Here is a 24,812-nt window from a genome sequence, read left to right as displayed (position 1 = left end):
GTCTCCCCCTCAGGGCGTTGCTACGGATGGTGCGGTCAGCCCCGGGCGACGGCGCGCAGCCGGTCCACCACGTCGGCCCGCAGATCGGCCGGCTCGACCACGATGACGTCCGGACCGAACTCCACGAGCCAGGCGTCGAGCCCGTGCCCGTACGGGACCTCCAGCTCGTCCCAGCCGTCGGCGCCCTCGCGCACGGCGGTGGCCTTGGCCCGCAGCGGGTACCCGGCCCCGGCCCGCAGGCGGATCAGCGCGGAACGCTCGCCGCCCTCCCCGGCCCAGCTCGCCACGGTCTCCCGTACGGTCACCACGTCGGGCACCTCGGCGGTGTACTTCCCTGCCCGCGAACGGACCTTCCCGGTGATCCGGGAGAGCCGGAACACGCGCTCCGCCCCGCGGTCGCGGTCGTACCCGGCCAGGTACCAGTGACCGCGCCAGCACTCCAGGGCCCACGGCTCGACCTGACGGGGCTCGGGCCGGGCGGCGTTGGACTTGCGGTACTCGAAGACCACCGGCCGCCGGTCACGGCAGGCCAGCATCAGCGGCTCGAAGGCCGCCTCGTGGACCGGGATGCGCGGCTCGATGGCACTGTGCTGGCCCTCGTACGGGTCACCGGCCTCCGGCATCCCACCGGCCCGCAGCTTCTGCAGGGCGCCGCTGGCCGCCCCGGCGAGCCGGGCCTGCTGCCACACCTTGGCCGCCAGCCCCAGGGCGGCGGCCTCCTCGGCGTCCAGCGAGACGGGAGGCAGCCGGTTGCTGTCCCGGCGGGCCAGGTACCCGGTCTCCCCCTCCAGGTTCTCCACGGTCTCGATCACCAGACCGAGTTCGCGCAGATCGTCCTTGTCCCGCTCGAACATCCGGTTGAAGGATTCGTCGTTCCCGGCTTCCAGGTAAGCCTCGATGGAGCCGCGCAGCTCGCGCTTGCTGAGGGGACGACGGGTCCCCAGCAGACACAGCGCCAGATTCATCAGCCGCTCGGCCTTGGCAATCGCCATCGACGCCGTTCCCCCGCTCCTCGACACACACTCGTGACCGTTGACCGTACCGCCCCGGCCGTCCCGGACAAAAGCGAGGGCCCCCGCCTCACGGACGCTGTTGGTAAATCGGTGAGGGCCTGCGTGACGTCGGCCTGTACGACCCCGTTGGGGTTGTGCAGGCCGTTGTCGTGTTCAGGGGTGGGGTTCGGTGTCGTTGCGTGGGGTGGAGCTGGCACCTGAGCGAGACCTGCGAGCCCGACGCTCCGCACCTGATCACCCACGTCCACACCACCCCGGCACCGGTCAACGACGTCGTCGTCCTGGAGGAGATCCACACTGCCCTGGCCGAGCGGGGGCTTGTGCCGGACGAGCATCTGGTGGATGCCGGATACGTCGGCGCCGAGCAGGTCCACCACGCCCGCCGCGATCACGGTATCGACCTCGTCGGACCGATCGGGAAGATCACCAACCGGGAACAGGCCACCGGCGACTTCTTCGACAGCACCCGCTTCACCGTCGACTGGGGCCAGCGCCGGGCTGTCTGTCCCGGCGGCCGGACCAGCGTTCAGTGGCGAGAAGCCCGAAGCCACCGGGGCACGCCGGTGACCCGTGTCCGGTTCGCCGCCCGGGACTGCGGCCCCTGCGAGCTGAGGACTTCGTGCACCGATGCCAAGACCGGCCGCAACCTCACCCTGCGGCCCCGCGTCGAGCACGACATCCTCCAGCAGACCCGGCCCGAGCAGGACACCGACCAGTGGCGCCGCCGCTACGGCCACCGAGCCGGCGTCGAGGGCACGATCTCCCAAGCCGTCCAGGCTTTCGGCCTGCGCCGATCCCGCTACCGCGGCCTTGCCAAAACCGTTACAGCATCAGCTGACCGGCGCCGCCATCAACCTCGCCCGCCTCGACGCCTGGCTCACCGGCAGACCACTCGCCAAAACCCGCATCTCACCCTTCGCAGCACTCCGCCCCGCTGGATGAGATCCAGCGGGGCGGAATTGACCAACAGGGTCCTCACGGCGGGGGCCCTCACGGTGACTGCCGGTGAATCAGGCGGCCATCAGGTCACAGACGAAGATCAGCGTCTCGCCCGGGGCGATCGCGTCGCCCGCGCCGCGGTCACCGTAGGCCATGTGCGCCGGGATCGTCAGCTTGCGACGGCCGCCGACCTTCATGCCCGCGATGCCCAGGTCCCAGCCCGCGATGACGCGGCCGGCACCGAGCGGGAACTGCAGCGCGGAGCCGCGGTTCCACGAAGCGTCGAACTCCTCACCGGTGGAGAAGGCCACGCCCACGTAGTGGACGGAGACCATGGCACCGGCCTTGGCCTCGGCGCCGTCGCCCTCCCAGATGTCCTCGATGACGAGGTCCTTCGGGGCTTCGCCCTCGGGGAAGTCGATCTCGGGCTTCTCGAGCTTCTGGCTCACGGAACTGCTCCTCATACGTACGAAACGGTCAACCGGAACAGTCTTACACTGCCCCGACGATGTCCACGACGAAGACCAGCGTCGAGTTGGCCGGCAGGTCCTCACCCTTGGCCTGATCCTTGTACGCCTGCTCCGGCGGGATCACCAGCAGCACGCGGCTGCCGACCTTCTTGCCCACCAGACCCTTGTCCCAGCCCTCGATGACCTGGCCCTGACCGATCACCGTCGAGAACGGCGCCCCGGTCTTCCAGGACGTGTCGAACAGCTTCGCCGCGTCCTTGCCCTGGTTCGGCGCCCACGCCGCACCGCTGTACTGCATGTACACGGTCTGGCCGGACTTGACCTCCGGACCCTTGCCCTCGATCAGGACCTTGTCGACCAGCTCCTTCGGAGGGTCGTTCTTCGGGACCGTGATCGTCGCGGCCTCGTCCTTGTCCGCCTTCACCTGCGGCAGGTCGGACGGGATCGGCGCCTGCGTGCCCTCGGCCTTCTTCGGCATCACCGAATCCAGGTCCAGCACGAACACCAGGTTGTCCTTCGGGCCGACCCCCAGCTGGGGCTGGCCCTGCGCACCGAACGCCGCCGCCGGCGGGGCGACGACCAGCACACGGCTGCCGACCTTCTTGCCCACCACCGAGTCGCTGAACAGCGGCAGGATCGACTGCGAACCGGCCGGCACGACCAGCGGCTGCCCGTCCTTGTCATAGGAACCCTGCAGGTCCTTGCCGCTCTTCCAGACCTTGCCGGTGTACTTCGTCAGGACGAGGTCGTCCTTCTTGATCACCGGGCCACTGCCCTCCGTGACGGTGTGCACCACGAACTTGCCGCTCGGCTCGCCCTTGGGGACGGTGATCTCCGCCTTCTTACCCGCCTCACCCGCCACCGACGGCATCGGGTCCGCGGAGTCCACCGGCTTCGGAACGTCAGCGGGCTTCGAAGCGTCGGCCGACGGAGACGCGGAGTCCTTCTTCCCGGAGTCGTCGCCCCCTCCGCAGGCCGCGGTGAGCATCAGAGCCGGCACGATGAGCGCGGCAGCAAGTCGGCGTCGCACAATGGTCCTCAGGGTCGCTGGAATGGTCCGTCCTGGGGCCTGTCGTCAAAGTCCTGTCGTCGCCCGGAGGGCGGCCCCACGGCGTCCGGTGCGTGCTCTCGGCGTGCCGGGCGGAAGCCCTCGTACTGGACGTACTCGGGATTCCGCCCGGTGCGGCGAGAGCGCGTGCCGGGCGTCGCGGGGCAGACGGGAGTTTGACGACAGGCCCCAGCGGCCCACTCTACGGGCTGCCCCCTCCGCGACAAGGCGGTGGCGTGCGAAGACCCCGCACGCCACCGCGCACGGGGTCCCCGGCCCACCGGCCTCACATGCCGGCGATGAGCTTCTCCACCCGGTCGTCCACCGACCGGAACGGGTCCTTGCACAGCACGGTCCGCTGCGCCTGGTCGTTCAGCTTCAGGTGCACCCAGTCGACGGTGAAGTCCCGCCGCTGCTCCTGCGCCCGGCGGATGAAGTCGCCGCGCAGCCTCGCCCTCGTCGTCTGCGGGGGCACCGACTTGCCCTCGAAGATCTTCAGGTCGTTGCAGATCCGCGCCGCCTGCCCCTTGCGCTCCAGCAGGTAGTACAGCCCCCGCCGACGGTGGATGTCGTGGTACGCGAGGTCTATCTGCGCGACCCGCGGATTGGACATCGTCATGTTGTGCTTGGCCCGGTAGCGCTCGATCAGCTGGTACTTCATGACCCAGTCGATCTCCGTACCGATCCGGTCCAGGTCCTCCGCCTCCACGGCGTCCAGGGTCCGGCCCCACAGCTCCAGGACCTGCTCCACCACCCCGGTGCGGATGCCCCGCCGCTCGGCGAAGTCCAGCGCCTTCTCGTAGTACTCCCGCTGGATCTCCAGGGCCGACGCCTCGCGACCGCTGGCCAGGCGCACCTTGCGCTGACCGGTGATGTCGTGGCTGACCTCCCGGATCGCCCGGATCGGGTTCTCCAGGGTCAGGTCCCGCATCACCGTGCCCGCCTCGATCATGCGCAGCACCAGGTCGGTGGCCCCGACCTTGAGCAGCATGGTCGTCTCGGACATGTTCGAGTCCCCGACGATCACGTGCAGGCGCCGGTATCGCTCGGCGTCCGCATGGGGCTCGTCCCGGGTGTTGATGATCGGCCGGGACCGGGTCGTCGCGGAGCTGACGCCCTCCCAGATGTGCTCCGCCCGCTGGCTGACGCAGTAGACCGCGCCCCGCGGGGTCTGGAGCACCTTGCCCGCGCCACAGATCAGCTGGCGCGTGACGAGGAAGGGAATCAGGATGTCCGCCAGGCGGGAGAATTCTCCGTGCCGGGCCACGAGGTAGTTCTCGTGACAGCCGTACGAATTGCCCGCCGAGTCGGTGTTGTTCTTGAAGAGGTAGACGTCGCCCGCGATTCCCTCCTCGTGCAGGCGGCGTTCTGCGTCGACGAGCAGGCCTTCGAGAATGCGCTCGCCGGCCTTGTCGTGGGTGACCAGCTCGATCAGGTTGTCGCATTCGGGAGTTGCATATTCCGGATGCGATCCCACGTCGAGGTACAGACGGGCGCCGTTCCGCAGGAAGACATTGCTGCTGCGGCCCCATGACACAACACGGCGGAAGAGGTAGCGCGCCACTTCGTCAGGAGACAGTCGGCGCTGTCCCCTGAACGTGCACGTGACGCCGTACTCGTTCTCCAGCCCGAAAATGCGGCGGTCCATGACTGAACATTACGCCTTCTGCCCTCTTCTGAAACCGGGTTCGAGAGCGGCGTTCCGATCAGTTTTTGACCAGCGGCTCCACGACGCCCTCCACGACACCCTCCACCGGCCCCGCCGAGGACCCCGCCACGGCACGGCTGCGACCTCCACCGGACAGGGCCCGCTGAGTGACCGTCAGCACCAGCAGCGCCGCGACACCCGCCCCGCACGCCACCGCATAGCCCGCCACCGTGCCACCCGACTCCACCGCCGGACCCGCCACCGCCGTACCGATGGCCGCACCCACCCCGAAGAACGTCACCAGCCAGGAGAAGGCCTCCGTCAGGGTCCCCGCCGGAGCGTGCCGGTCCACCACCACGAACGCACACGCCAGCGACGGAGCCAGGAACACCCCCGCCAGCGCCGACAGCCCCACCATCGCCACCGCGCCCACCGGCACCATCAGCGGCAGGTAACACACCGCCAACAACGCCACCAGCAGCCTCAGCCGCCGCTCCGGCGCACCCGCCCACTGCCGCGCCCCGTAGAACACACCACCGAACAGCGCGCCCAGCCCCAGCGCCGCCAGCAGCCAGCCGTACACCGCCTGACCGCCGTGACCGTCCGCGTACGACACCGCGGCCACCGTGATGGCCCCCAGCGCCATCCCCACGAAGAAGAACGCCCCCAGCAGCGCCAGCAGCCCGCGCGAACGCAGCGCCCCCAGCCAGTGCGCCTCACGCGGCTCCGAACGCCACGTGCGCGAAGGCTCCGACACCACCACCGACAGCGCGCCCAGCACCCCCAGCGCGTTCAGCGCCAGCAACGCCACCGCCGGCGACCACAGCGCCACGAACAGCGTCACCAGCAGCGGCCCGACCGTGTACATGACCTCCTGCGCCACCGCGTCCATGGCGTACGCGGCGTGCACCCGCTCCTCCTTGCCGCCCAGCACCTTGGGCCACAGCGCCCGCAGCCCACCCTCCAGCGGCGGCGTGAACAGACCGGCGATCACCACCGCCGCATAGGCCACGGCAGCCGACCCCGTACCCGCCAGGGCCAGCCACACCATGCCCAGCGCCGAGACCACGGCCGCCGGCAACTGCACGCGCGGCTGCCCGTACAGGTCCACCGCCCGGCCCAGCAACGGCTGACCCACCGCGTTGGCCAGCCCGTACGCCGCCGCGAGCGCACCCGCCAGGCTGTAGCTGCCCCCCTCGGCCCGGGTGAAGAGCACGATCGCGATCGGCCCCGTGCCGTTCGGCAGCCGACCCAACAGCGTGCCCGCCAGCAGCCTCGCCGCGTGCCGGGTCCTGAGCAGCTCCGCGTATCCCGCGGCCATGTCCGCCCCCTTCTGCCCGGACCCTGCCGGAGTAATACGTATAACTTGACCCGTCATACGTACCATGGCCGCAGTCCACAGGTCCAACCGCCGAACCACCCCCACCCCCTCCCACCTCGCACTTCAGGAGCACCGTGTGACGAGACCCACCAGCCGCGACGTGGCCACCGCCGCCGGGGTCTCCCAGGCCACCGTCTCCCTCGTCCTCGGCGACAAATGGCGCGGCCGCGTCTCCGAACGCACCGCCACCCTCGTCCGCGAAGCCGCCACCGCACTCGGCTACCGCCCCAACCTCGCCGCCCGCAACCTCCGCCTCGGCAGCACCCGCACCGCCCTCCTCGTCGTCCCCGCCCTCACCAACGAATTCTTCGCCCGCGTCTACACCGGCGCCGCCCGCGTCGCCGCCGACCACGGCTTCGGCGTCGTCCTCTACCCCTCCCCCGACGGCACCGGCCCCGCCCGCGACCCCTTCGCCTCCGCCCGCGCCGCCCTCGACGGAGTCATCGCCTCCTCCATGGCAGCCGACGCCCTCGCCGCCATCGGCGGCGACGACCTCCCCCTCGTCATGCTCGACAGCGACCCCACCTCCACCGGCGCCGCCGCCCACGTCAACCTCGCCATGGCCGACGGAGTCCGCCAGATCTGCGCCCACCTCCTCGGCCACGGCCACCGCGACATCCTCCACCTCGCCTCCGCCATCGACTCCTGGACCTTCGAGGTCCGCGCCGAAACCCTCGCCGCCCTCCTGGGCCCCACCACCCGGCTGCGCACCGTACGGGCCGAGCTCACCGTCGAAGCCGCCCGCACCGCCATGGAGACGGCCCTCGCCGCCCCCCACGACCGCCCCACCGCCATCGTCTGCGACGACGACATCCTGGCCGCCGGCGCCTGCAAGGCCGCACGCCGCCTCGGCCTGCGCATCCCCGAGGACCTCTCCGTCACCGGCTTCGACGACCTCGCCCTCGCCACCGCGGTCGAACCCGAACTCACCACCGTCCACCTCCCCGCGGAACAGGTCGGCGAACAGGGCATGACCGCCCTCCTCGCCGTCCTCGAAGGCACCCCCTGGACCGCCCCCGACATCCCCGTCGACCTGATCGTCCGCGACTCCTCGGGCCCCGCCCCCACCCCCTGAACGCACGGGGGCCCCGGCCCGCCGAAAACGGCGGACCGGGGCCCCGCACACGCACACGCCCTACTGGGCGTCGTCCTCCGGCGCCTCGTCGTTCGACACGGCATCCGCCTGGGCAGCCGCCGGAACGTCCGCCTCCAGGAGCCGCGACAGCTGCCGTCCGCGGATCCGCTTGAACTTGCGCTGCTGCGACCGCGTACGGTCCAGCACCGCCACCTCCAGCCGCTCCGCCGGAATCGCCTTGTCCGCGCCGCTGGCCTGACTGGACAGCGCCTGCACCGCCAGCTTCAGCGCCTCGGACAGGGTCATCCCGTCCTGGTGCCGCTGGTCGAGGAAGGTACTGATCTGCTCGGCGTTCCCGCCGACCGCGACCGAGCCGTGCTCGTCCACGATCGACCCGTCGTGCGGCAGCCGGTAGATCTGGTCCCCGGCCGCCGTCGCACCCACCTCGGCGACGACCAGCTCCACCTCGTACGGCTTCTCACCGGCCGACGAGAAGATCGTGCCGAGCGTCTGCGCGTACACGTTCGCCAGCCCACGGGCCGTCACGTCGTCACGGTCGTAGGTGTATCCGCGCAGATCCGCGTACCGCACACCGCCGATCCGCAGGTTCTCGTACTCGTTGTACTTGCCGGCGGCCGCGAAGCCGATCCGGTCGTAGATCTCGCTGAACTTGTGCAGCGCGCGGGACGGGTTCTCGCCGACGAACACGATGCCGTCGGCGTACTGCAGCACGACAAGGCTGCGACCGCGGGCGATGCCCTTCCGGGCGTATTCCGCCCGGTCGGCCATGGCCTGCTGGGGTGACACATAGAACGGAGTCGACACCGGCTGTCCGTCCCTTTCTTCTGGGCTCCTACGGGGCGACGGATGGTCAGAGCAGGGCGGCGCGCGGGCCGTCGGGCTGCTCGAGACGACGGTTGGTGACCGCACGGGCGAGTTCCTGCGACTCGTCGTCGGTCAGCCTGCGGAAGCCCTCGTCGGTGATGACGGTGACGATGGGATAGATGTGCCGGTACAGATCCGGACCGCCGGTCGCCGAGTCGTCGTCGGCGGCGTCGTACAGCGCCTGCACGACCAGCGTGGTGGCCTGCTCCTCCGTCAGATCGGGACGGAACAGCTTCTTCATCGAGCCCCGGGCGAAGATCGAACCCGAACCGGTGGCGGCGTAGCCGTGCTCCTCGGAGCGGCCGCCGGTCACGTCGTAGGAGAAGATCCGGCCCTTCTCCTTGGCCTCGTCGTACCCCGCGAACAGCGGCACGACGGCCAGCCCCTGCATCGCCATGCCGAGGTTGCTCCGGATCATGGTCGAGAGCCGGTTGGCCTTGCCCTCCAGGGAGAGGGTCGTCCCCTCCACCTTCTCGAAGTGCTCCAGCTCCAGCTGGAACAGCTTGACCATCTCCACGGCCAGACCGGCCGTGCCGGCGATGCCCACCGCGGAGTACTCGTCGGCCGGGAACACCTTCTCGATGTCCCGTTGCGCGATCATGTTCCCCATGGTCGCCCGCCGGTCACCGGCGAGCACGACCCCGCCGGGGAAGGTGGCGGCCACGATGGTCGTCCCGTGCGGCGCCTCGACGACGCCCTCGGGCAGCTTGCGGTTGCCCGGCAGCATCTCGGGCGAGTGCGCGCCCAGGAAGTCCATGAAGGACGACGACCCCGGCGTCAGGAAGGCTGCCGGTAGACGCCCTGTGCTACGAGTGTTGGGTTCCACAGGTTTCCTTCCACGTAAGCGGCTGCACGCCGTATGACGTCCGGCCGATCCTTGAACTGCCCCAAGGCTGCGTTGCAGCTGAAGCACAGTACGCCTCGGACCTTACCCGTCTGATGATCGTGATCAACATGCTCCGCGGGAGCCTCCTGGCAGAGCAGGCACTTCCCGCCTTGAGCCGCGATCATGCGATCACGCTCGGCTTCGGTGATGCCGTAGTGGCGCTTGAAGTACGACGCCCGGTTCCGTTGTGCTCGACACTCTCGGCAGTAGCTGGCCCAGCCGTCCGAACTGGTCTTGTTCCGCTCCCACTCCGAATGGGGCTTTATCTCGCCGCACTGGGGACACCGCTTGTGCCCGGACGGCACGGGAACCTTCGCCCGCACCGTCCGCCCCTTGGCCTCTTGTCTCAGTTTGTAGTGCTCGGCCTGGCATTCACGGCAGTACGCCTGTAGACCGTCCCGCATAGCCCGATTGCTCGCGAAGGCGTCGCACGGTTGAACGCGCTTGCAGCGTGAACAACACTTCGTTCCCTCGGGCGCCACCCCGGCCATCCCGCCCCCAACCTTCAATTCGAAGGTAAAATGGCCCCGACCAGCCTTACTGGCCACCCTTTTGCACGAATGACCTCACGAAATCCTCGGCGTTCTCTTCCAAGACGTCGTCAATCTCGTCAAGTACGGAGTCGACGTCGTCGGAGAGCTTCTCCTGGCGCTCCTTGAGGTCGGTCGATTCCTCGACCGCCGCCTCCTCGACCTCCTCGGTCGAGCGCGTCGCCTTCTGCTGTCCGCCGCCGGTGTCCTTGGTCGCCATGTCTACCTCACCCCGCTCGGTTCGCACGCCCACATGGAAAGACCCCGGGATTCGGGACCTCTCAAGATCAGACCCTACGTCGGACCCTACAAGGAGGGTCCGACATTCGTCCCCGCACTTTCATAACGTCCGGGCATTCTCATGATTCCCGGACCGGAGCCATTTCAGGCCACCTTCGGGCGCCTCACTGTCCCGAGAGCACCCGCACCAGGTCCTCCGCCGTCCGACAGCGGTCCAGCAGCTCCTTGACGTGGTTGCGGGTCCCCCGCAGCGGCTCCAGGGTCGGGACCCGCTGGAGCGAGTCACGGCCTGGGAGGTCGAAGATCACCGAGTCCCAGGAGGCCGCCGCCACGTCGTCCGCGTACTGCTCCAGGCAGCGCCCGCGGAAGTACGCCCGGGTGTCCTCCGGCGGCTTGCTCTCGGCCCGCTCCACGGCCGGCTCCTCCAGGAGCCGCTGCATCTTCCCGCGGGCGACCAGCCGGTTGTAGAGGCCCTTCTCGGGGCGGACGTCCGAGTACTGGAGGTCCACCAGGTGCAGCCGGGCCGCGTCCCAGCCCAGTCCGTCGCGCCTGCGGTAGCCCTCCAGGATCTCCCGCTTGGCGATCCAGTCGAGCTCTCCCGACAGGCTCATCGGGTCCGTCTCCAGCCGGCCGAGTACGTCCTCCCACCGAGTGAGGACATCCTTGGTCTGCTCGTCCGCGTCCGACCCGAAACGCTCATCCACGTACTTCCTGGCCAGCTCGAAGTACTCCATCTGGAGCTGTACGGCGGTCAGGGTGCGCCCGCTGCGCAGGGTGATGAGGTGCCGGAGGTCCGGGTCGTGGGAGACCTGGTGCAGGGTGCGCACCGGCTGGTCCACGGCCAGGTCGACGTTGATGAATCCGTCCTCGATCATCGACAGGACCAGCGCGGTCGTGCCGAGCTTGAGGTAGGTGGAGATCTCCGAGAGGTTCGCGTCGCCGATGATCACGTGGAGCCGACGGTACTTCTCGGCGTCGGAGTGCGGTTCGTCCCGGGTGTTGATGATGGGCCGCTTGAGGGTGGTCTCCAGCCCCACCTCGACCTCGAAGTAGTCCGCGCGCTGGCTGATCTGGAAGCCGTGCTCGCGGCCGTCCTGGCCGATGCCGATGCGGCCCGCGCCGGTGACGACCTGGCGGGAGACGAAGAAGGGCGTCAGGTGGCGCACGATCTCCGAGAAGGGGGTCTCCCGCTTCATCAGGTAGTTCTCGTGCGTGCCGTAGGAGGCGCCCTTGTTGTCGGTGTTGTTCTTGTAGAGGTGGATGGGCTGGGCGCCGGGCAGCTGGGCGGCCCGTTCGGCGGCCTCGGCCATGATCCGTTCGCCGGCCTTGTCCCAGAGCACGGCGTCGAGCGGATTGGTGACCTCCGGCGAGCTGTACTCGGGGTGCGCGTGGTCGACGTAGAGCCGTGCGCCGTTGGTGAGGATGACGTTGGCGAGGCCGATGTCCTCGTCGGTCAGCTGGCTGTTGTCGGCGGCCTCGCGGGCGAGGTCGAAGCCGCGGGCGTCCCGCAGCGGATTCTCCTCCTCGAAGTCCCAGCGGGCGCGTCGCGCCCGGTGCATCGCCGCCGCGTAGGCGTTGACGATCTGGGACGAGGTGAGCATGGCATTGGCGTTCGGGTGCCCCGGAACGGAGATCCCGTACTCCGTTTCGATCCCCATTACTCGCCGTACGGTCATGCGGCCCTCCTTGCCCGGCGGCGCTCCCGTTCGGGAGCGGCGCTCAAGTACCGCTTGTTCTCCGGTGGGTCATGTGCGGTGTCCGTCCCCGCACTGCGGAGGAGGCGGTACGGAAGAGCCTAGAACCACTCCGCGCTGGTGGGGAGATCATTTCAGTCATTGACTTTGCCCTGTCACCGGCCGAAAAGGGCGGGCGGCAATGCCGGGGTAAAGCAGTCGGCTGCGGGTGCCCGGTGAGGGCATCCGCAGCCGCCCCGCTCGGTCAGAGGTACTGGCCGGTATTCGCCACCGTGTCGATGGAGCGTCCGGTGTCCGCGCCCTGCTTTCCGGTGACGAGGGTGCGGATGAATACGATCCGCTCGCCCTTCTTTCCGGAGATCCGGGCCCAGTCGTCCGGGTTGGTGGTGTTCGGGAGGTCCTCGTTCTCCTTGAACTCGTCCACGCAGGCCTGGAGGAGGTGGGAGACGCGCAGGCCCTTCTGGTTGTGCTCCAGGAAGGCCTTGATCGCCATTTTCTTCGCGCGGTCCACGATGTTCTGGATCATCGCGCCCGAGTTGAAGTCCTTGAAGTAAAGGACTTCCTTGTCGCCGTTGGCGTACGTGACCTCGAGGAAGCGGTTTTCCTCGGTTTCGGCGTACATCTGCTCGACGACGGTCTGGATCATGCTGTGGACGGTGCCGGCCGTGGAGCCCTGGTGCTCGGACAGGTCGTCCGTGTGCAGGGGCAGCGAGGCCTTGAGGTACTTGGCGAAGATGTCCTTGGCGGCCTCCGCGTCCGGGCGCTCGATCTTGATCTTCACGTCGAGGCGGCCGGGGCGCAGGATGGCCGGGTCGATCATGTCCTCGCGGTTGGAGGCGCCGATGACGATGACGTTCTCCAGGCCCTCCACACCGTCGATCTCTGCGAGCAGCTGGGGGACGATGGTGTTCTCCACGTCCGAGCTGACGCCGGATCCGCGGGTGCGGAAGAGGGACTCCATCTCGTCGAAGAAGACGATGACGGGGGTGCCCTCGCTGGCCTTCTCACGGGCCCGCTGGAAGACGAGGCGGATGTGCCGCTCGGTCTCGCCGACGTACTTGTTGAGGAGTTCGGGGCCCTTGATGTTCAGGAAATAGGACTTCCCGGCGGGCTGGCCGGTCACCTCGGCGACCTTCTTGGCAAGGGAGTTGGCGACGGCCTTGGCGATGAGCGTCTTGCCGCAGCCGGGAGGGCCGTACAGCAGGATGCCCTTCGGGGGCCGCAGTTCGTGCTCCTTGAAGAGGTCGGGGTAGAGGTAGGGGAGCTCGACGGCGTCGCGGATCAGCTCGATCTGGTCGCCCAGGCCGCCGATCTTGTCGTAGTCGATGTCCGGGACCTCTTCGAGGACGAGTTCTTCGACCTCGCTCTTGGGGACCACTTCGTAGACGTAGCCGGAGCGGGGCTCCAGGAGCAGGGCGTCTCCGGGGCGGATGGTGATGTCCAGGAGCGGCTCGGCGAGCCTCACCACCCTTTCCTCGTCGGTGTGCCCGACCACCAGGGCGCGCTCGCCGTCCTCCAGGATCTCCTTGAGGGTGACGATGTCGCCGGCGCGCTCGAACTCCATGGCCTCGACCACGTTGAGCGCTTCGTTGAGCATGACCTCCTGGCCGCGCCGGAGGTCTTCCGGGTCGACGCTGGGGCTCACGTTCACGCGGAGCTTGCGGCCCCCGGTGAAGATGTCGACGGTGCCGTCCTCGTTCGCCTGCAGGAAGACACCGAAGCCGGCCGGCGGCTGTGCGAGCCGGTCGACCTCTTCCTTGAGGGCCACGATCTGGTCGCGGGCCTCACGGAGGGTGTTCGCCAGTCGTTCGTTCTGCGCGGAGACGCCTGCCAGATTCGTCTGGAGCTCGACGATCCGCTCTTCGAGAATCCTCGTGTGACGCGGAGAGTCGGCGAGCTTGCGTCGCAGGACGGCGATTTCCTGCTCTAGATAGGCAACCTGGCCAGCGGGGTCCTCAGACCCTCGCCCGGGCCGGATGCCGCGGTTGATGTCGTCGTCGTGGGCTGCCACGGTCCTCACCTCCTCCAAGGGGAGCTGGACGCTTCCTGACCCTACCTGGGCTGGTGGTGATTGAAACCCCTAGATCACAAAGACGGTAGAGGTGTGTCCGATCTTCACCCTTGCGTACTCCCTCACGCCAGGGAAATACCCACCCTTCAACATCGGAAAGCAGCCGGTTGTAAGGTCGAACTGTTCAACACCCGTCAGGGCTCGCGCGACTTGTCGCGAGTTGTGTCCGGGACGGATCACTCAGGGCAGGAAACGGCAGGAGATATGAGCGTGCAGCAGGAGGCCCCGACGGGCGGTACCGGCGAGGCCGGGGAGCCGCTGGAGGTCTGGATCGACCAGGACCTCTGCACCGGGGACGGCATCTGCGTGCAGTACGCGCCGGAGGTGTTCGAGCTGGACATCGATGGTCTGGCGTACGTGAAGAGCCCGGAGGACGAGCTCCTGCAGGACGTGGGGGCGACCACTCCGGTTCCTCTGACGCTGCTCCAGGACGTGGTCGACTCGGCCAAGGAATGTCCGGGCGACTGCATTCACGTAAGGCGCGTTTCGGACAGGGTCGAGGTATACGGCCCGGACGCGGAGTGACGCTTCAAACACGTGTGGCGGCCGAGTCCGTCAGCTCCTGGCGGAATTTCCCGCCGGTCCAGCGCCACTTGGCGAGCTGCTTCACGTCCGGGCTGTAGCGCGGGACCGAGGGCGAGGAGTAGCCGAGGAGGCGCGCAGTGACGGTGCGGTCGCTCACGGTGAGCTCGGTGGCGGTCTGCCGGCGGGCGGCGTCGAGGAGGGTGGCGACGACGCGTGGGGCGGCGCCCTGTTGCCCGCCCCGGGCGAGTACGTAGATCGCGTGGGGCGGGGTGCCGGAGCCGGCGTCGCAGCGTACGGCGGCGACCGTCTCGGGGTTGCCGTCGCCGTCGAGGTCGCCTTCGGCGGTGTCCGTGACGGCTTGTGGGGCCCCCTTGCAGTCGAGGGGGTACGTGACGGCGTGCGCGTCGGGGGCGGGCGCGGGGGCGGGCGGGCCGCTCGCCGCGGTGGGTCCGGGGGTGGCTCCGGTGGCCCGGTCCGGCTGGAGCAGTCCCGCGCCGGCTATCACGGCGGCCATGGCGCAGGCGGTGGCGACCCAGTGGACGGGTCGGGTGTGGTGGTGCGCCAGGACGTCCAGTGCCGGGGTCGGCGGGGTGGGGCTGTGCAGCACGCGGGGTGTCTCCTGTGCGAAGGGTGACGGGGAGCCAGCATCGTGCCATACCTCACACGGGGGTGGAACGGCCGGGTCCGGGTGGGTTTCCCCGGTGCAACGAAAAGGCGCTGTGGCGCAGTTCCCGGGTTGGCCGGGGGAACTGCGCCACAGCGCTTTCGTGTTGGGCGTGAGGACGGGTCCTAGGCGGAGCGGTCGCTGCCGGGGCCCTCGTAGTCCTCGCCGTAGGCGCCCTTGGAGGGGCGGCGGCGGCGCATGGGGGGCTCGACGCCGTCCGCGAGGCGGCGGGCGGTGACGAGGAAGCCGGTGTGGCCGATCATCCGGTGGTCCGGGCGGACGGCGAGGCCTTCGACGTGCCAGTTGCGGATCATCGATTCCCAGGGCTGCGGTTCGGCGTAGCAGCCGAATTCGCGGATGGATTCGACGGTGCGCGAGAGCTGGGTGGTGGTGGCCACGTAGCAGCAGAGGATGCCGCCGGGGACGAGGGCCTTGGAGACGGCCTCCAGGCACTCCCAGGGGGCGAGCATGTCGAGGATCACGCGGTCGACGTCGGTGTCGGACAGATTGTCCTGGAGGTCGCCCACGGTCAGCTGCCACGCGGGGTGGGGGCCGCCGAAGTAGCGTTCGACGTTGGCCGTGGCGATCTCGGCGAAGTCCGCGCGGCGCTCGTAGCTGTGGAGCATGCCCTGGTCGCCGATGGCGCGCAGCAGGAAGCTGCTCAGGGAGCCGGAGCCCACTCCTGCTTCCACGACGCGGGCGCCGGGGAAGATGTCGGCGAAGGCCAGGATCTGGCCCGCGTCCTTGGGGTAGACCACGGCGGCGCCGCGGGGCATGGACAGGACATAGTCGGGGAGCAGGGGGCGCAGCGCGAGGTACGCGACGTTGCCCGTGGTGCGGACAACACTGCCCTCGGGAGCACCGATCAGCTCGTCGTGCGGGAAGGAACCCTTGTGGGTGTGGAAATTCTTCCCGGCTTCGAGCGTGAACGTGTAGTGGCGGCCCTTGGGGTCGGTGAGCTGAACCTGGTCCCCGACCTCGAAGGGCCCGCGTCGGCGGGCGGCACCGGTCGGTTCGGACATGTGACCAGTGTATTGGCTTCAGGAGTGGGGCCGCGCCATGGCCTTCACGAAGGCCTTCTCGACGTCGAGGGTGGACAGGACGCCGTAGATCTCGCCGCTGGTTTCGAGGACGAGGTATTCGCTGGCGGGGGTGGCGCGGAGGTGGTCGAGGAGTTCTTCGCCGGTGAGCTCGGCCGAAACCTTCATGCCGTCGGTGAGGTCCTGGGCGAGGGTGCTGACGGCGACCCAGGGGCGGCGGTGTTCGGGGACGGAGGCGATGGCGGTTTCGCGGACGATGGCGGTGGGGTCGCCGTGGCCGTCGACGACGACGAGGGCGCGGGCTCCGGCTTCGTTGGCGCGGCGGAGGGCTTCGGAGAGGGGGGTGGCGTTCTCGACGGGGATGGCGCGGCGGGTGAGGGCGCGGGCCTGGAGTTCGGGGAGGTGTTCGCGCAGACGGGCGAGGCGGAGGCTGTTGCCGGCGCCGGTCCAGATGATCGCGGCGAGGATGGCGGCGAGGAGGGCGTCCATGACGGTGTCCATGCCGCCGATCTCCTGGGTGCGGTTGCCGAGGAGTCCGGTGTGGGTGAGGAGGGGGAGGCCGAGGAGGACGGTGACGGCGAGGCCGCGGCCGACCCAGGCGGCGGCGACGGTGCCGGTCATGGGTTTGCCGGTGATGCCCCAGATGACGGCGCGGAGCATGCGGCCGCCGTCGAGGGGGAGGCCGGGCAGGAGGTTGAAGGCGGCGACGAGGAGGTTGGAGATCATGAGGCCGGCGAGGAGGACGCCGGGGACGGTGGCGGGGTCGACGGCCTTCATGCCGAGGTAGAAGAGTCCGGCGAGGACGAGGGAGAGGAGGGGGCCGACGAAGGCGAGGACGAATTCGCGGCCGGGTGTCTCGGATTCCTTCTCGATCTCGGAGACCCCTCCGAAGAACTGGAGCTGGATGCGGCGCACGGGGAGTTTGAAGCGGAGCGCGGCGATGGTGTGCGCGAGTTCGTGGACGAGGACGGAGGCGTAGAAGGCGACGGCGAAGAAGAGGGAGACGAGGTAGCGGGCGGGGCCGAGGTCCGGCAGGACCTGGTCGAGCCGGTCGCCGAAGACCCAGGTGATGAGGGCGGCGACGAGGAACCAGCTGGGCGAGACGTAGACGGGTACGCCGAAGGGGCGGCCCATGAGGATCCCGCCGCCCGGGTCGGAGCGCTTGGCCGTGCGCTCGCCGGTTTCGTCGGTGTCTGCCACGGTTGTCCTTCGTTCGGTGCCGGTGGTTCCAGTGTGGTCCATGTCGTGGGTTCGCCGCTGGTGCGGTAGCGCGGTGTGATGCTCCGATCATGCAGTGCGAGGGCGCCGGAGTCGATGGTATGCGCGTGCTGTCGGCGGTGGGCCGTAGGGTTTCACGCATGACGACGATCCCCGGTGCCGATCCTTCCCCGGCTGCTGCCCGGCCCACCTCGCTGTCGCCTTCGCGGGCGGGTGATTTCATGCAGTGCCCGCTGCTGTACCGGTTCCGGGTGATCGACAAGCTGCCGGAGAAGCCGAGTGCGGCGGCGACGCGGGGCACTTTGGTGCACGCGGTGCTGGAGCGGCTCTTCGATCATCCGGCGGCGGAGCGGACGGCGCCGGTGGCGAAGGCGTTGGTCCCGGGGCAGTGGGACCGGTTGCTGGCGGCGAAGCCGGAGCTGGCGGAGCTGTTCCCTTCGGGGGACGAGGGGGCTGGGCTGGCGCGCTGGCTGACGGAGGCCGAGGCGCTGGTGGAGCGGTGGTTCACGTTGGAGGACCCGACGCGGCTGGAGCCGGTGGAGCGGGAGTTCTTCGTGGAGACGGAGCTGGAGTCGGGGCTGCGTCTGCGGGGGATCATCGACCGGGTGGACGTGGCGCCGTCGGGTGAGGTGCGGATCGTCGACTACAAGACGGGGAAGGCGCCGCGGCCGGAGTACGCCGAGGGTGCGCTGTTCCAGATGAAGTTCTACGCGCTGGTGGTGTGGCGGTTGAAGCGGGTGGTGCCGCGGCGGCTGCAGCTGGTGTACCTGGGCAGTGGGGACGTGCTGACGTACGACCCGGTGGTGGCGGATCTGGAGCGGGTGGAGCGCAAGCTGCACGCGTTGTGGGAGGCCATCAGTGAGGCGACGGAGACGGGTGAGTGGCGGCCGCGGCCGACGAAGCTGTGCGGCTGGTGTGATCATCAGGCGGTGTGTCCGGAGTTCGGGGGGACTCCCCCGGCGTATCCGTTGGTGATCACTCCGAGGCCGGGGGCGGACCGGCCGGCCGATTCCTGATCGTCCGGTCAGGGCACAATGGGCGGGGTCCGCCGATGCCGTCCGACGAATTCGAGGTACACCCCGTGGCGATCCGCGTCCTGCTGGTCGACGACCAGCCACTGCTGCGCACCGGTTTCCGGATGATCCTGGAGGCCGAGCAGGACCTGGTGGTGGTGGGTGAGGCCGGGGACGGTCTGCAGGCACTGGACCAGGTGCGGGCGCTGCAGCCCGATGTGGTGCTGATGGACATCCGGATGCCGCGGATGGACGGGGTGGAGGCGACGCGGCAGATCACGGGTCCGGAGCGGAACGGGCCGGCGAAGGTGCTGGTGCTGACGACGTTCGATCTGGACGAGTACGTGGTGGAGGCGCTGCGGGCGGGGGCGAGCGGCTTCCTGCTGAAGGACGCTCCGGCGAACGAGCTGGTGCAGGCGATCCGGGTGGTCGCGGGGGGCGAGGCGATGCTGGCGCCGAGCATCACGCGGCGGCTGCTGGACAAGTACGCGGGGCACTTGCCGTCGGGTGAGGAGAGCCTGCCGGACACGCTGGGGACGCTGACGGAGCGCGAGGTGGAGGTGCTCAAGCTGGTGGCCCGTGGGTTGTCGAACGCGGAGATCGCGGCGGACCTGTTCGTGAGCGAGACGACGGTGAAGACGCACGTGGGTCACGTGCTGACGAAGCTGGGGCTGCGGGACCGGGTGCAGGCGGCGGTGTACGCGTACGAGAGCGGGCTGGTGCGTCCGGGCGCCCAGTAGCGGGGCGGGATCGCGAAAGGGCCGGCGGCCGCGTGAGCGGCTGCCGGCCCTTCGTCGTGCCGGGGCGGGTCAGCCCTTGCTGATCTCCCAGAAGCGGAAGACCGTGGAGGCGTCGAGGGACCACTGGAGTCCGGTGACGTTCTGGCGGGTGACGGCGTACTGCTTGCCCTGCCAGAGCGGGATGAGCGGGAGTTCGTCGGCGACGATGTCCTGGAGACGGGTGTAGTCCGTGTTGGCCGCGGTGCGGTCGGACTTGGTGTTGGTCGCCGGGATGAGCGTCCCGGTGATCTCCTTGTTGTCGTAGTTGTTGTGGAGGACGTTGTCCGGGCCGAAGAACGGCTGCGTGAAGTTGTCGGCGTCCGGGTAGTCGGGGACCCAGCCCTTGACGTAGACGCCGTACTTGCCGTCCTGGATGTCCTTCTCGTACTGCTCGTACTCGACGGACTTCATGTCGGCTTCGAAGAGGCCGCTGTCGTTGAGCTGCTTGGCGATGACCTGGAACTGCTGGTCGGTGGAGGGGCCGTAGCGGGACGGCGTGGAGTACAGGGTGAGCTTGATCTTGCCGGTGATGTTGGCGGCCTTCAGGACGGCCTTGGCCTTCTCGACCTGGGGGCTGCCGCCGTAGCGGTCGAAGAAGGGGGTGGTGTGTCCGGCGATGCCCGCGGGGACGATGGAGTAGAGCGGGGCGGCGGTGCCCGCGTACACGTCCTTGACGAGCGCTTCGCGGTCGATGAGGTAGGCGATGGCCTTGCGCACGGGGAGCTTGCCGACGACGGGGTCGTTGACGTTGAAGACCATGTGCTCGACTTCGGCGCCGGTGCCCTGGACGACGTCGACCTTGTTGTCGCCGGTCTTGACGGCGGCGAGGGCGGCGATGTCCTTGGCGGCGAGGCCGCGGAAGGCGAAGTCGACGTCGCCGCTCTCCAGGACCGTCTTGAGGCCGGCCTGGTCGCCGTTGAAGAACTTCAGCGTGACACCGGTGTTCTTGGCCTTGGCCTTGCCGCTGTAGGACTCGTTGACGGAGAAGCTGGCGCTCTTCTCGTTGATGGAGTCCAGCTTGTAGACGCCGGAGCCGATGGCCTTGCCGTCGGTGCGGAGCTTGTTCGCCGGGTACTCGGCGTGGTCGACGATGGAGCCCGCGCCCGATGCGATCTTGCTGGGGAAGGTCGCGTCGGACGTCTTGAGGCGGAAGACGACGGTCTTCTCGTCAGGGGTGTCGATGCCGGCGATCGAGGACAGCATGATGGCCGGGCCGGCCTCGTCGTTGATCTTCAGCGTGCGCTCGAAGGAGAACTTGACGTCCTTCGAGGTGAGGCTGTGGCCGTTGCTGAACTTCAGGTCGCTGCGCAGGACGCACTTGAACTGCTTGCTGTCGGCGCCCTCGAAGGCACAGGACTGCGCCGCGTCGGGCTCGGGGGTCGTGCCGCCCTTGGGGAAGCTGAGCAGCGACTGGAAGACGTTGTTGAAGAGCAGCCAGGAACCCGGGTCGTAGCCCGCCGCCGGGTCGGTCGACTTCACCCTGTCGGATATCCCCATGACCACGCCCTTGCCGCTGCCGGCGTTGGCGCCATCGGTCGAACCGCAACCGCTGAGCAGCGCGGCGGCGGTGGCCGCGCCGAGCGGGGCCGCCAACCACTGGTTACGTCTCTTCACGCGAATGTCCTTCACAGTCTTGTCTGGTCGTTGCGCCGGCCTGCGACGTCCGCCGCCGGTTGCTGCCGGTCTCAGCCGCTGACACCCCGGCCGAGTTCCCACAGCTGGAGGTCGGAGATGGCGTTGACCGACCACTCCACCCCGGTGATCCCGTCGCGTGCGGCGACGTACTGCTTGCCCTGCCACAGGGGCAGGACGGGTACGTCCTCGGCGACGATGTCCTGCATGTCCGCGATCGCGGGTGCGGCGGTGTTGCGGTCGGCCGCGCGCCGGGAGTCGGGGATGAGCCTGGTGCGCACCGTGCTGTTGGCGTACGGCGTGCCCAGGAAGTTGTCGGCCTCCAGGAAGGGGGCGAGGAAGTTGTCGGCGTCCGGGTAGTCGGGGAACCAGCCGAGCCCGTAGGCGGCGTAGTCGCCCTTCTTCTGCGCGGGCCGGAAGTCGGACCAGTCGTTGCCCTGGACGGTGATGTCGAACAGCTGGGTGGAGTTCAGCTGGGTCTTGAGGGCCTCGAACTCGGCGGCGGTGCCGTCGCCGTAGTGGTCCTTGGTGTAGTTCAGGGTGAGCTTGACGGGGGTCTTGATCCCGGCGTCCTTGAGCAGGCCGGCGGCCTTGGCGGTGTTGGCCTCGCCGTACTTGTTGAAGAACGAGTTGACGTGGCCGGTGACGGTGGTGGGGACCAGCGAGTACAGGGGCTGCGCGGCCTTGCCGTAGACCTTGGAGATGACGTTGTTGCGGTCGACGGCGGCGGCGAGGGCCTGGCGTACGGCCTTGTCCTTGACGACCGGGGCGTCGGTGTTGAAGCCGAGGTAGCGGATCTCCAGGCCGGGCATGGGGACGAGCTTGACGCCCTTGGGCGGCTTCGCGGAGAAGTCGGCGATCTGGGCGGGCGCCAGGGTGCGGGAGACCATGTGGACGGAGCCGTCGGTGAGGGCCTTGCCCATGGAGGCGGAGTCGGCGAAGGTACGCAGTTCGACCTTGTCGTTCTGCAGCTTGATGTCGCCCTTGTAGTTCGGGTTCTTGGTGAAGACGGCCCGGACGAGGTGGTCGTCCTTGACCTCGGCCTTCATCGTGTAAGGGCCGGAGCCGTCGACGGCGAAGCCGGGGCGGAGCTTCTTGGCCTCGTAGTTCTTCTCGCTGACGATGCCGGCGGCGGGGGTGGAGAGCTTGTACGGGAAGGTCGCGTCGGCGGTCTTCAGGTGGAAGACGACGGTGTCGGCGCCCTTGACCTCGACGGTGTCGAGGGTGGAGAGGAGGGAGGAGGGGCCGTTCTCGTCCTTGATCGCGAGGACGCGGTCGATGGAGAACTTGACGTCCTTGGCGGTGAGCGGGTCGCCGCTCGCGAACTTCAGGCCGGGCCGCAGGACGCAGCGGTAGCTCTCGTTGCCGGTGTCGGTGAAGCGGCAGTCGGACGCGGCTTCGGGGACGGGCTGGCCGCCGCCGCGCGGGGTGTGCATCAGCGTCTGGACGGTCTGGCGCAGGACGTTCCAGGCGCCGGCGTCATAGGCGTGGGCGGGGTCGAAGGGGGCGGGGGCGTAGTCGGCGGCTTCGAACCGGTCGGTGGTTCCGACGACGATCGCTCCGGACGCTGCTCCTCCGCCACTCGCGCTGCCGCATGCGGACAGCGCGGGGGTGAGCAGGCCGATCGCGGCCGTCAGCACCATGGTCTTGCGGTTCATGCTGGAAGTACTCCCTCACCCGGCACTTGGTCAAAGCGGCGTAGAGGGCACTTCGCGGCGGTCGCCCGTTCAGGGCGGAACGATCGGGCCGGTGTTTGACGATCGGTCCACGCGGTACCGGCGCAGGGGTGTGCGGCCGGTGCGGCAGAGGTGCGTGCGGAGTGCCCGGATCGACATTAGTGGCCCGGGACGGGGTGGCTTGAACCGGCAGGAGTTGGGGCGTAATCGCACCGTGATGGGAGCGGACTGACCGCTTATGCCGGAGTCTTCGCAGATGTGGTCAGGAGATGATCAACCCGGACACATGGGAAGGGCTCGGGGCACTCCGACGGGCCCGTCCGGGGCTCCCCGGGTGACCAAGGTCACCCGCTGCAACGTTCCCCGACAGGATGGAATTTCGGCCTCCGGGGGTCGGGGCGGAAGATCCTCTCGTGGGACCTTCACCCCACCCCCGATCCGTTCGGTACGGAGCGTGCGCGGTCAGTTCAGCGGAGTGATGAGGGACCGCAGGAACGACAGGTCCACCTCTTCGAGCGAGGCCACGACGGTGCGGCCCGGGGCCGGCGCGATCAGGCCGACGGAGGGCACGGCCACGACCCGGCAGCCGGCGGCCTCGGCGGCCGCGACACCGGTGGCGGTGTCCTCGATGACGGCGCACCGCGAGGGGTGCGCGCCCAGGGTGCTCGCGGCCAGCAGGTACGGGTCGGGGTGCGGCTTGGTACGCGGCACCTCGTCCCCGGCGACGGTCATGGTGAACCGGTCGCGGCCGAGGGTGAGCAGCACCTGGTCGATGACCCGGCGGTGGGAGGCGGAGACCAGGGCGGTGGGCACGTTGTGCCGGGCCAGCTCGCTCAGCAGCCGCTCGGCGCCGGGCATCAGCGGGACCTGGTCGGCGATGCGGGCCTCGAAGCGCTCGTTGAGCAACACGCTCAGCTCGGCGAGACCGATGGCGGCGCCGGTGGCCTCGATGAGGAAGGCCGCGCTGCGGCTCATGGGGCCGCCGACGACGATGTGGCGCCAGGCGTCGTCGAGCCGGTGGCCGAGTTCCCGGAAGATCTCCGCCTCGATCTCCCACCAGAACCCCTCGGTGTCCACGAGGGTGCCGTCCATGTCGAGGAGCACCGCCTGCAGGGCGTGCCCGTCCGCCGTGCGGGCGACGGGAGCGGGAACGGTGCTGGTCATGCGTACGCCTCTCGTAGGGGACGACAAGGCCGGTCACCTCGCCGTGGGGGCAACCCCTCGGTATCAGGTGACCGGCCTGTATGGGACCGACCAGTGTACGCCGGTCCGCGTCAGCGTGCGTTGAAATACTTCGCTTCGGGGTGGTGAATCACGATGGCGTCGGTGGACTGCTCGGGGTGGAGCTGGAACTCCTCCGAGAGGTGGACGCCGATCCGCTCCGGCTGGAGGAGGTCGGCGATCTTCGCCCGGTCCTCCAGGTCGGGGCAGGCGCCGTAGCCGAGGGAGAAGCGGGCCCCGCGGTACTTGAGGTCGAACATGTCCTCCACGGCGGCCGGGTCCTCGCCGCCGAAGCCGAGCTCGGCGCGGACGCGGGCGTGCCAGTACTCGGCCATGGCCTCGGCGAGCTGGACGGAGAGGCCGTGCAGTTCCAGGTACTCGCGGTAGGAGTCGGACTCGAACAGCTTGGCCGTGGCCTCGCCGATCTTCGAGCCGACGGTGACCACCTGGAGGCCGACCACGTCCGTCTCGCCGGACTCCTCGGGGCGGAAGAAGTCCGCGAGGCACAGGCGGCGGCCGCGGCGCTGGCGCGGGAAGGTGAAGCGGGTCCGCTCGTTGCCCTGCTCGTCCAGGATGATCAGGTCGTCGCCCTTGGAGACGCAGGGGAAGTAGCCGTAGACCACGGCCGCTTCGAGGAGGTTCTCGGTGTGCAGCTTCTCCAGGAGGCCGCGCAGGCGCGGACGGCCCTCGCTCTCGACGAGCTCCTCGTACGTGGCTCCGCCCGCGCGGGCCTGCTTGAGACCCCACTGGCCCTTGAACAGGGCGCCCTCGTCCAGCCAGGAGGCGTAGTCCTTGAGCGGGATGCCCTTGACCACGCGGGTGCCCCAGAAGGGAGGGGTGGGGACCGGGTTGTCGACGGACACGTCGGAACGGCCGCCCGGCTCCTGCGGCTCCTCCACCTGGAGCGCCGGGGTGTCCCGCTTGGCGACGCGCCGCTGCTTCAGCTCGGGCAGCGAGGCGCCGGGGACGCCGCGTTTGACCGCGATGAGGGCGTCCATGAGGCGCAGTCCTTCGAAGGCGTCGCGGGCGTAGCGGACTTCGCCTTCGTAGATTTCGTGGAGGTCCTGTTCGACGTAGGCGCGGGTGAGGGCGGCGCCGCCGAGGATGACGGGGTAGTCGGCGGCGAGCTTGCGCTGGTTGAGCTCCTCCAGGTTCTCCTTCATG

The 24,812-nt window shown here is 69.1% G+C and carries 22 protein-coding genes and 1 pseudogene; 5 read left to right on the top strand and 18 right to left on the bottom strand.

Annotated features, from left to right (window positions below):
* Positions 1–35: 35 nt before the first annotated feature.
* Complete coding sequence (locus tag ACEPPI_RS22555) at positions 36–992, bottom strand: helix-turn-helix transcriptional regulator (RefSeq protein ID WP_373917056.1); 957 nt, start codon at positions 990–992, stop codon at positions 36–38.
* Between the two features lie 155 nt (positions 993–1,147).
* On the opposite strand from ACEPPI_RS22555, the pseudogene ACEPPI_RS22550 reads away from it, so the two are divergent.
* Positions 1,148–1,825: pseudogene (locus tag ACEPPI_RS22550) on the top strand (transposase); the annotation flags it as partial.
* A 198-nt stretch (positions 1,826–2,023) separates the two neighbouring features.
* Here ACEPPI_RS22550 and ACEPPI_RS22545 read toward each other — a convergent pair.
* From ACEPPI_RS22545 to ACEPPI_RS22530, 4 genes are all read right to left on the bottom strand, one after another.
* Positions 2,024–2,416, bottom strand: coding sequence for an FKBP-type peptidyl-prolyl cis-trans isomerase (locus tag ACEPPI_RS22545; protein ID WP_373917055.1), 393 nt, complete (start codon positions 2,414–2,416; stop codon positions 2,024–2,026).
* Between the two features lie 28 nt (positions 2,417–2,444).
* The gene (locus ACEPPI_RS22540; RefSeq protein ID WP_373917054.1) at positions 2,445–3,452 is read right to left on the bottom strand and encodes an FKBP-type peptidyl-prolyl cis-trans isomerase; all 1,008 of its coding nucleotides are present in this window, start codon (positions 3,450–3,452) and stop codon (positions 2,445–2,447) included.
* 304 nt (positions 3,453–3,756) lie between these two features.
* On the bottom strand, positions 3,757–5,118 hold the full coding sequence (pafA, locus tag ACEPPI_RS22535; protein WP_351825395.1) for a Pup--protein ligase: 1,362 nt from the start codon (positions 5,116–5,118) through the stop codon (positions 3,757–3,759).
* Positions 5,119–5,176: 58 nt separating this feature from the next.
* Positions 5,177–6,439 carry an MFS transporter gene (locus tag ACEPPI_RS22530; RefSeq protein ID WP_373917053.1) on the bottom strand — a complete coding sequence of 421 codons (1,263 nt, stop codon included), beginning with the start codon at positions 6,437–6,439 and terminating at the stop codon, positions 5,177–5,179.
* Between the two features lie 64 nt (positions 6,440–6,503).
* Here ACEPPI_RS22530 and ACEPPI_RS22525 point away from each other — a divergent pair, with 64 nt between their 5' ends.
* A complete protein-coding gene (locus ACEPPI_RS22525) occupies positions 6,504–7,574 on the top strand; it encodes a LacI family DNA-binding transcriptional regulator (RefSeq protein WP_373917052.1) in 1,071 nt (356 codons plus the stop codon).
* 60 nt (positions 7,575–7,634) lie between these two features.
* Here ACEPPI_RS22525 and prcA read toward each other — a convergent pair whose 3' ends face one another.
* The 6 genes from prcA to arc form a co-directional block, all read right to left on the bottom strand.
* Positions 7,635–8,399, bottom strand: coding sequence for a proteasome subunit alpha (prcA, locus tag ACEPPI_RS22520; protein WP_373917051.1), 765 nt, complete (start codon positions 8,397–8,399; stop codon positions 7,635–7,637).
* Positions 8,400–8,445: 46 nt separating this feature from the next.
* Positions 8,446–9,285 carry a proteasome subunit beta gene (gene prcB, locus ACEPPI_RS22515; protein ID WP_373917050.1) on the bottom strand — a complete coding sequence of 280 codons (840 nt, stop codon included), beginning with the start codon at positions 9,283–9,285 and terminating at the stop codon, positions 8,446–8,448.
* Positions 9,237–9,749, bottom strand: coding sequence for an endonuclease VII domain-containing protein (locus tag ACEPPI_RS22510; protein ID WP_373917049.1), 513 nt, complete (start codon positions 9,747–9,749; stop codon positions 9,237–9,239). The genes prcB and ACEPPI_RS22510 overlap by 49 nt, the downstream gene beginning before the upstream one ends.
* 133 nt (positions 9,750–9,882) lie before the next feature.
* Positions 9,883–10,095, bottom strand: coding sequence for a ubiquitin-like protein Pup (locus tag ACEPPI_RS22505; protein WP_030016348.1), 213 nt, complete (start codon positions 10,093–10,095; stop codon positions 9,883–9,885).
* Between the two features lie 184 nt (positions 10,096–10,279).
* Entirely contained in the window at positions 10,280–11,791 is a 1,512-nt protein-coding gene (gene dop / locus ACEPPI_RS22500; protein WP_373917048.1) for a depupylase/deamidase Dop, read from the bottom strand.
* Positions 11,792–12,053: 262 nt separating this feature from the next.
* Positions 12,054–13,820, bottom strand: a complete 1,767-nt coding sequence (arc, locus tag ACEPPI_RS22495) for a proteasome ATPase (RefSeq protein ID WP_030233602.1) — start codon at positions 13,818–13,820, stop codon at positions 12,054–12,056.
* A gap of 264 nt (positions 13,821–14,084) precedes the next feature.
* Between arc and ACEPPI_RS22490 the strand changes: the two genes are divergently transcribed.
* Complete coding sequence (locus ACEPPI_RS22490; protein ID WP_373917047.1) at positions 14,085–14,405, top strand: ferredoxin; 321 nt, start codon at positions 14,085–14,087, stop codon at positions 14,403–14,405.
* A 4-nt stretch (positions 14,406–14,409) separates the two neighbouring features.
* Here the strand turns inward: ACEPPI_RS22490 and ACEPPI_RS22485 are convergent, their stop codons facing one another.
* The 3 genes from ACEPPI_RS22485 to ACEPPI_RS22475 all read right to left on the bottom strand — a co-directional run bounded on the left by ACEPPI_RS22485 (position 14,410) and on the right by ACEPPI_RS22475 (position 17,243).
* A complete protein-coding gene (locus tag ACEPPI_RS22485) occupies positions 14,410–15,012 on the bottom strand; it encodes a hypothetical protein (protein ID WP_373917046.1) in 603 nt (200 codons plus the stop codon).
* Between the two features lie 182 nt (positions 15,013–15,194).
* Positions 15,195–16,091, bottom strand: a complete 897-nt coding sequence (locus ACEPPI_RS22480) for a tRNA (adenine-N1)-methyltransferase (protein WP_007263187.1) — start codon at positions 16,089–16,091, stop codon at positions 15,195–15,197.
* Positions 16,092–16,109: 18 nt separating this feature from the next.
* Complete coding sequence (locus ACEPPI_RS22475; RefSeq protein ID WP_373917075.1) at positions 16,110–17,243, bottom strand: site-2 protease family protein; 1,134 nt, start codon at positions 17,241–17,243, stop codon at positions 16,110–16,112.
* Positions 17,244–17,467: 224 nt separating this feature from the next.
* Here ACEPPI_RS22475 and ACEPPI_RS22470 point away from each other — a divergent pair, with 224 nt between their 5' ends.
* Positions 17,468–18,343, top strand: coding sequence for a RecB family exonuclease (locus ACEPPI_RS22470; RefSeq protein ID WP_373917045.1), 876 nt, complete (start codon positions 17,468–17,470; stop codon positions 18,341–18,343).
* A gap of 65 nt (positions 18,344–18,408) precedes the next feature.
* Positions 18,409–19,080 carry a response regulator transcription factor gene (locus tag ACEPPI_RS22465; RefSeq protein WP_030233586.1) on the top strand — a complete coding sequence of 224 codons (672 nt, stop codon included), beginning with the start codon at positions 18,409–18,411 and terminating at the stop codon, positions 19,078–19,080.
* Between the two features lie 69 nt (positions 19,081–19,149).
* Here the strand turns inward: ACEPPI_RS22465 and ACEPPI_RS22460 are convergent, their stop codons facing one another.
* From ACEPPI_RS22460 to ACEPPI_RS22445, 4 genes are all read right to left on the bottom strand, one after another.
* Positions 19,150–20,733 (bottom strand): ABC transporter substrate-binding protein, encoded by a 1,584-nt coding sequence (locus ACEPPI_RS22460; RefSeq protein WP_373917044.1) that lies wholly within the window; start codon positions 20,731–20,733, stop codon positions 19,150–19,152.
* Positions 20,734–20,804: 71 nt separating this feature from the next.
* Complete coding sequence (locus tag ACEPPI_RS22455) at positions 20,805–22,409, bottom strand: ABC transporter substrate-binding protein (RefSeq protein WP_373917043.1); 1,605 nt, start codon at positions 22,407–22,409, stop codon at positions 20,805–20,807.
* Between the two features lie 480 nt (positions 22,410–22,889).
* Positions 22,890–23,591: an HAD family hydrolase gene (locus ACEPPI_RS22450; RefSeq protein WP_373917042.1), complete on the bottom strand. Its 702-nt coding sequence runs from the start codon at positions 23,589–23,591 to the stop codon at positions 22,890–22,892.
* Positions 23,592–23,701: 110 nt separating this feature from the next.
* Positions 23,702–24,812, bottom strand: a 1,111-nt coding sequence (locus ACEPPI_RS22445; protein ID WP_373917041.1) for a vitamin B12 dependent-methionine synthase activation domain-containing protein, incomplete at its 5' end; no start/stop codon positions are given.

Origin of the sequence: Streptomyces sp. AB3(2024) (genome assembly GCF_041862025.1) — a bacterium.
Classification (GTDB): Bacteria; Actinomycetota; Actinomycetes; order Streptomycetales; family Streptomycetaceae; genus Streptomyces.
This window is presented reverse-complemented; position numbering and strand designations above follow the sequence as displayed.

What these genes read in the sequence shown, in the direction of transcription:
- ACEPPI_RS22555 (WP_373917056.1), bottom strand. Translation starts at nt 992, where the DNA reads ATGGCGATTGCCAAGGCCGAGCGGCTGATGAATCTGGCGCTGTGTCTG.
- ACEPPI_RS22545 (WP_373917055.1), bottom strand. Translation starts at nt 2,416, where the DNA reads ATGAGGAGCAGTTCCGTGAGCCAGAAGCTCGAGAAGCCCGAGATCGAC.
- pafA (WP_351825395.1), bottom strand. Translation starts at nt 5,118, where the DNA reads ATGGACCGCCGCATTTTCGGGCTGGAGAACGAGTACGGCGTCACGTGC.
- ACEPPI_RS22530 (WP_373917053.1), bottom strand. Translation starts at nt 6,439, where the DNA reads ATGGCCGCGGGATACGCGGAGCTGCTCAGGACCCGGCACGCGGCGAGG.
- ACEPPI_RS22525 (WP_373917052.1), top strand. Translation starts at nt 6,504, where the DNA reads ATGGCCGCAGTCCACAGGTCCAACCGCCGAACCACCCCCACCCCCTCC.
- ACEPPI_RS22510 (WP_373917049.1), bottom strand. Translation starts at nt 9,749, where the DNA reads ATGCGGGACGGTCTACAGGCGTACTGCCGTGAATGCCAGGCCGAGCAC.
- ACEPPI_RS22505 (WP_030016348.1), bottom strand. Translation starts at nt 10,095, where the DNA reads ATGGCGACCAAGGACACCGGCGGCGGACAGCAGAAGGCGACGCGCTCG.
- dop (WP_373917048.1), bottom strand. Translation starts at nt 11,791, where the DNA reads ATGACCGTACGGCGAGTAATGGGGATCGAAACGGAGTACGGGATCTCC.
- ACEPPI_RS22490 (WP_373917047.1), top strand. Translation starts at nt 14,085, where the DNA reads ATGAGCGTGCAGCAGGAGGCCCCGACGGGCGGTACCGGCGAGGCCGGG.
- ACEPPI_RS22480 (WP_007263187.1), bottom strand. Translation starts at nt 16,091, where the DNA reads ATGTCCGAACCGACCGGTGCCGCCCGCCGACGCGGGCCCTTCGAGGTC.
- ACEPPI_RS22475 (WP_373917075.1), bottom strand. Translation starts at nt 17,243, where the DNA reads ATGGGCCGCCCCTTCGGCGTACCCGTCTACGTCTCGCCCAGCTGGTTC.
- ACEPPI_RS22470 (WP_373917045.1), top strand. Translation starts at nt 17,468, where the DNA reads ATGACGACGATCCCCGGTGCCGATCCTTCCCCGGCTGCTGCCCGGCCC.
- ACEPPI_RS22455 (WP_373917043.1), bottom strand. Translation starts at nt 22,409, where the DNA reads ATGAACCGCAAGACCATGGTGCTGACGGCCGCGATCGGCCTGCTCACC.
- ACEPPI_RS22450 (WP_373917042.1), bottom strand. Translation starts at nt 23,591, where the DNA reads ATGACCAGCACCGTTCCCGCTCCCGTCGCCCGCACGGCGGACGGGCAC.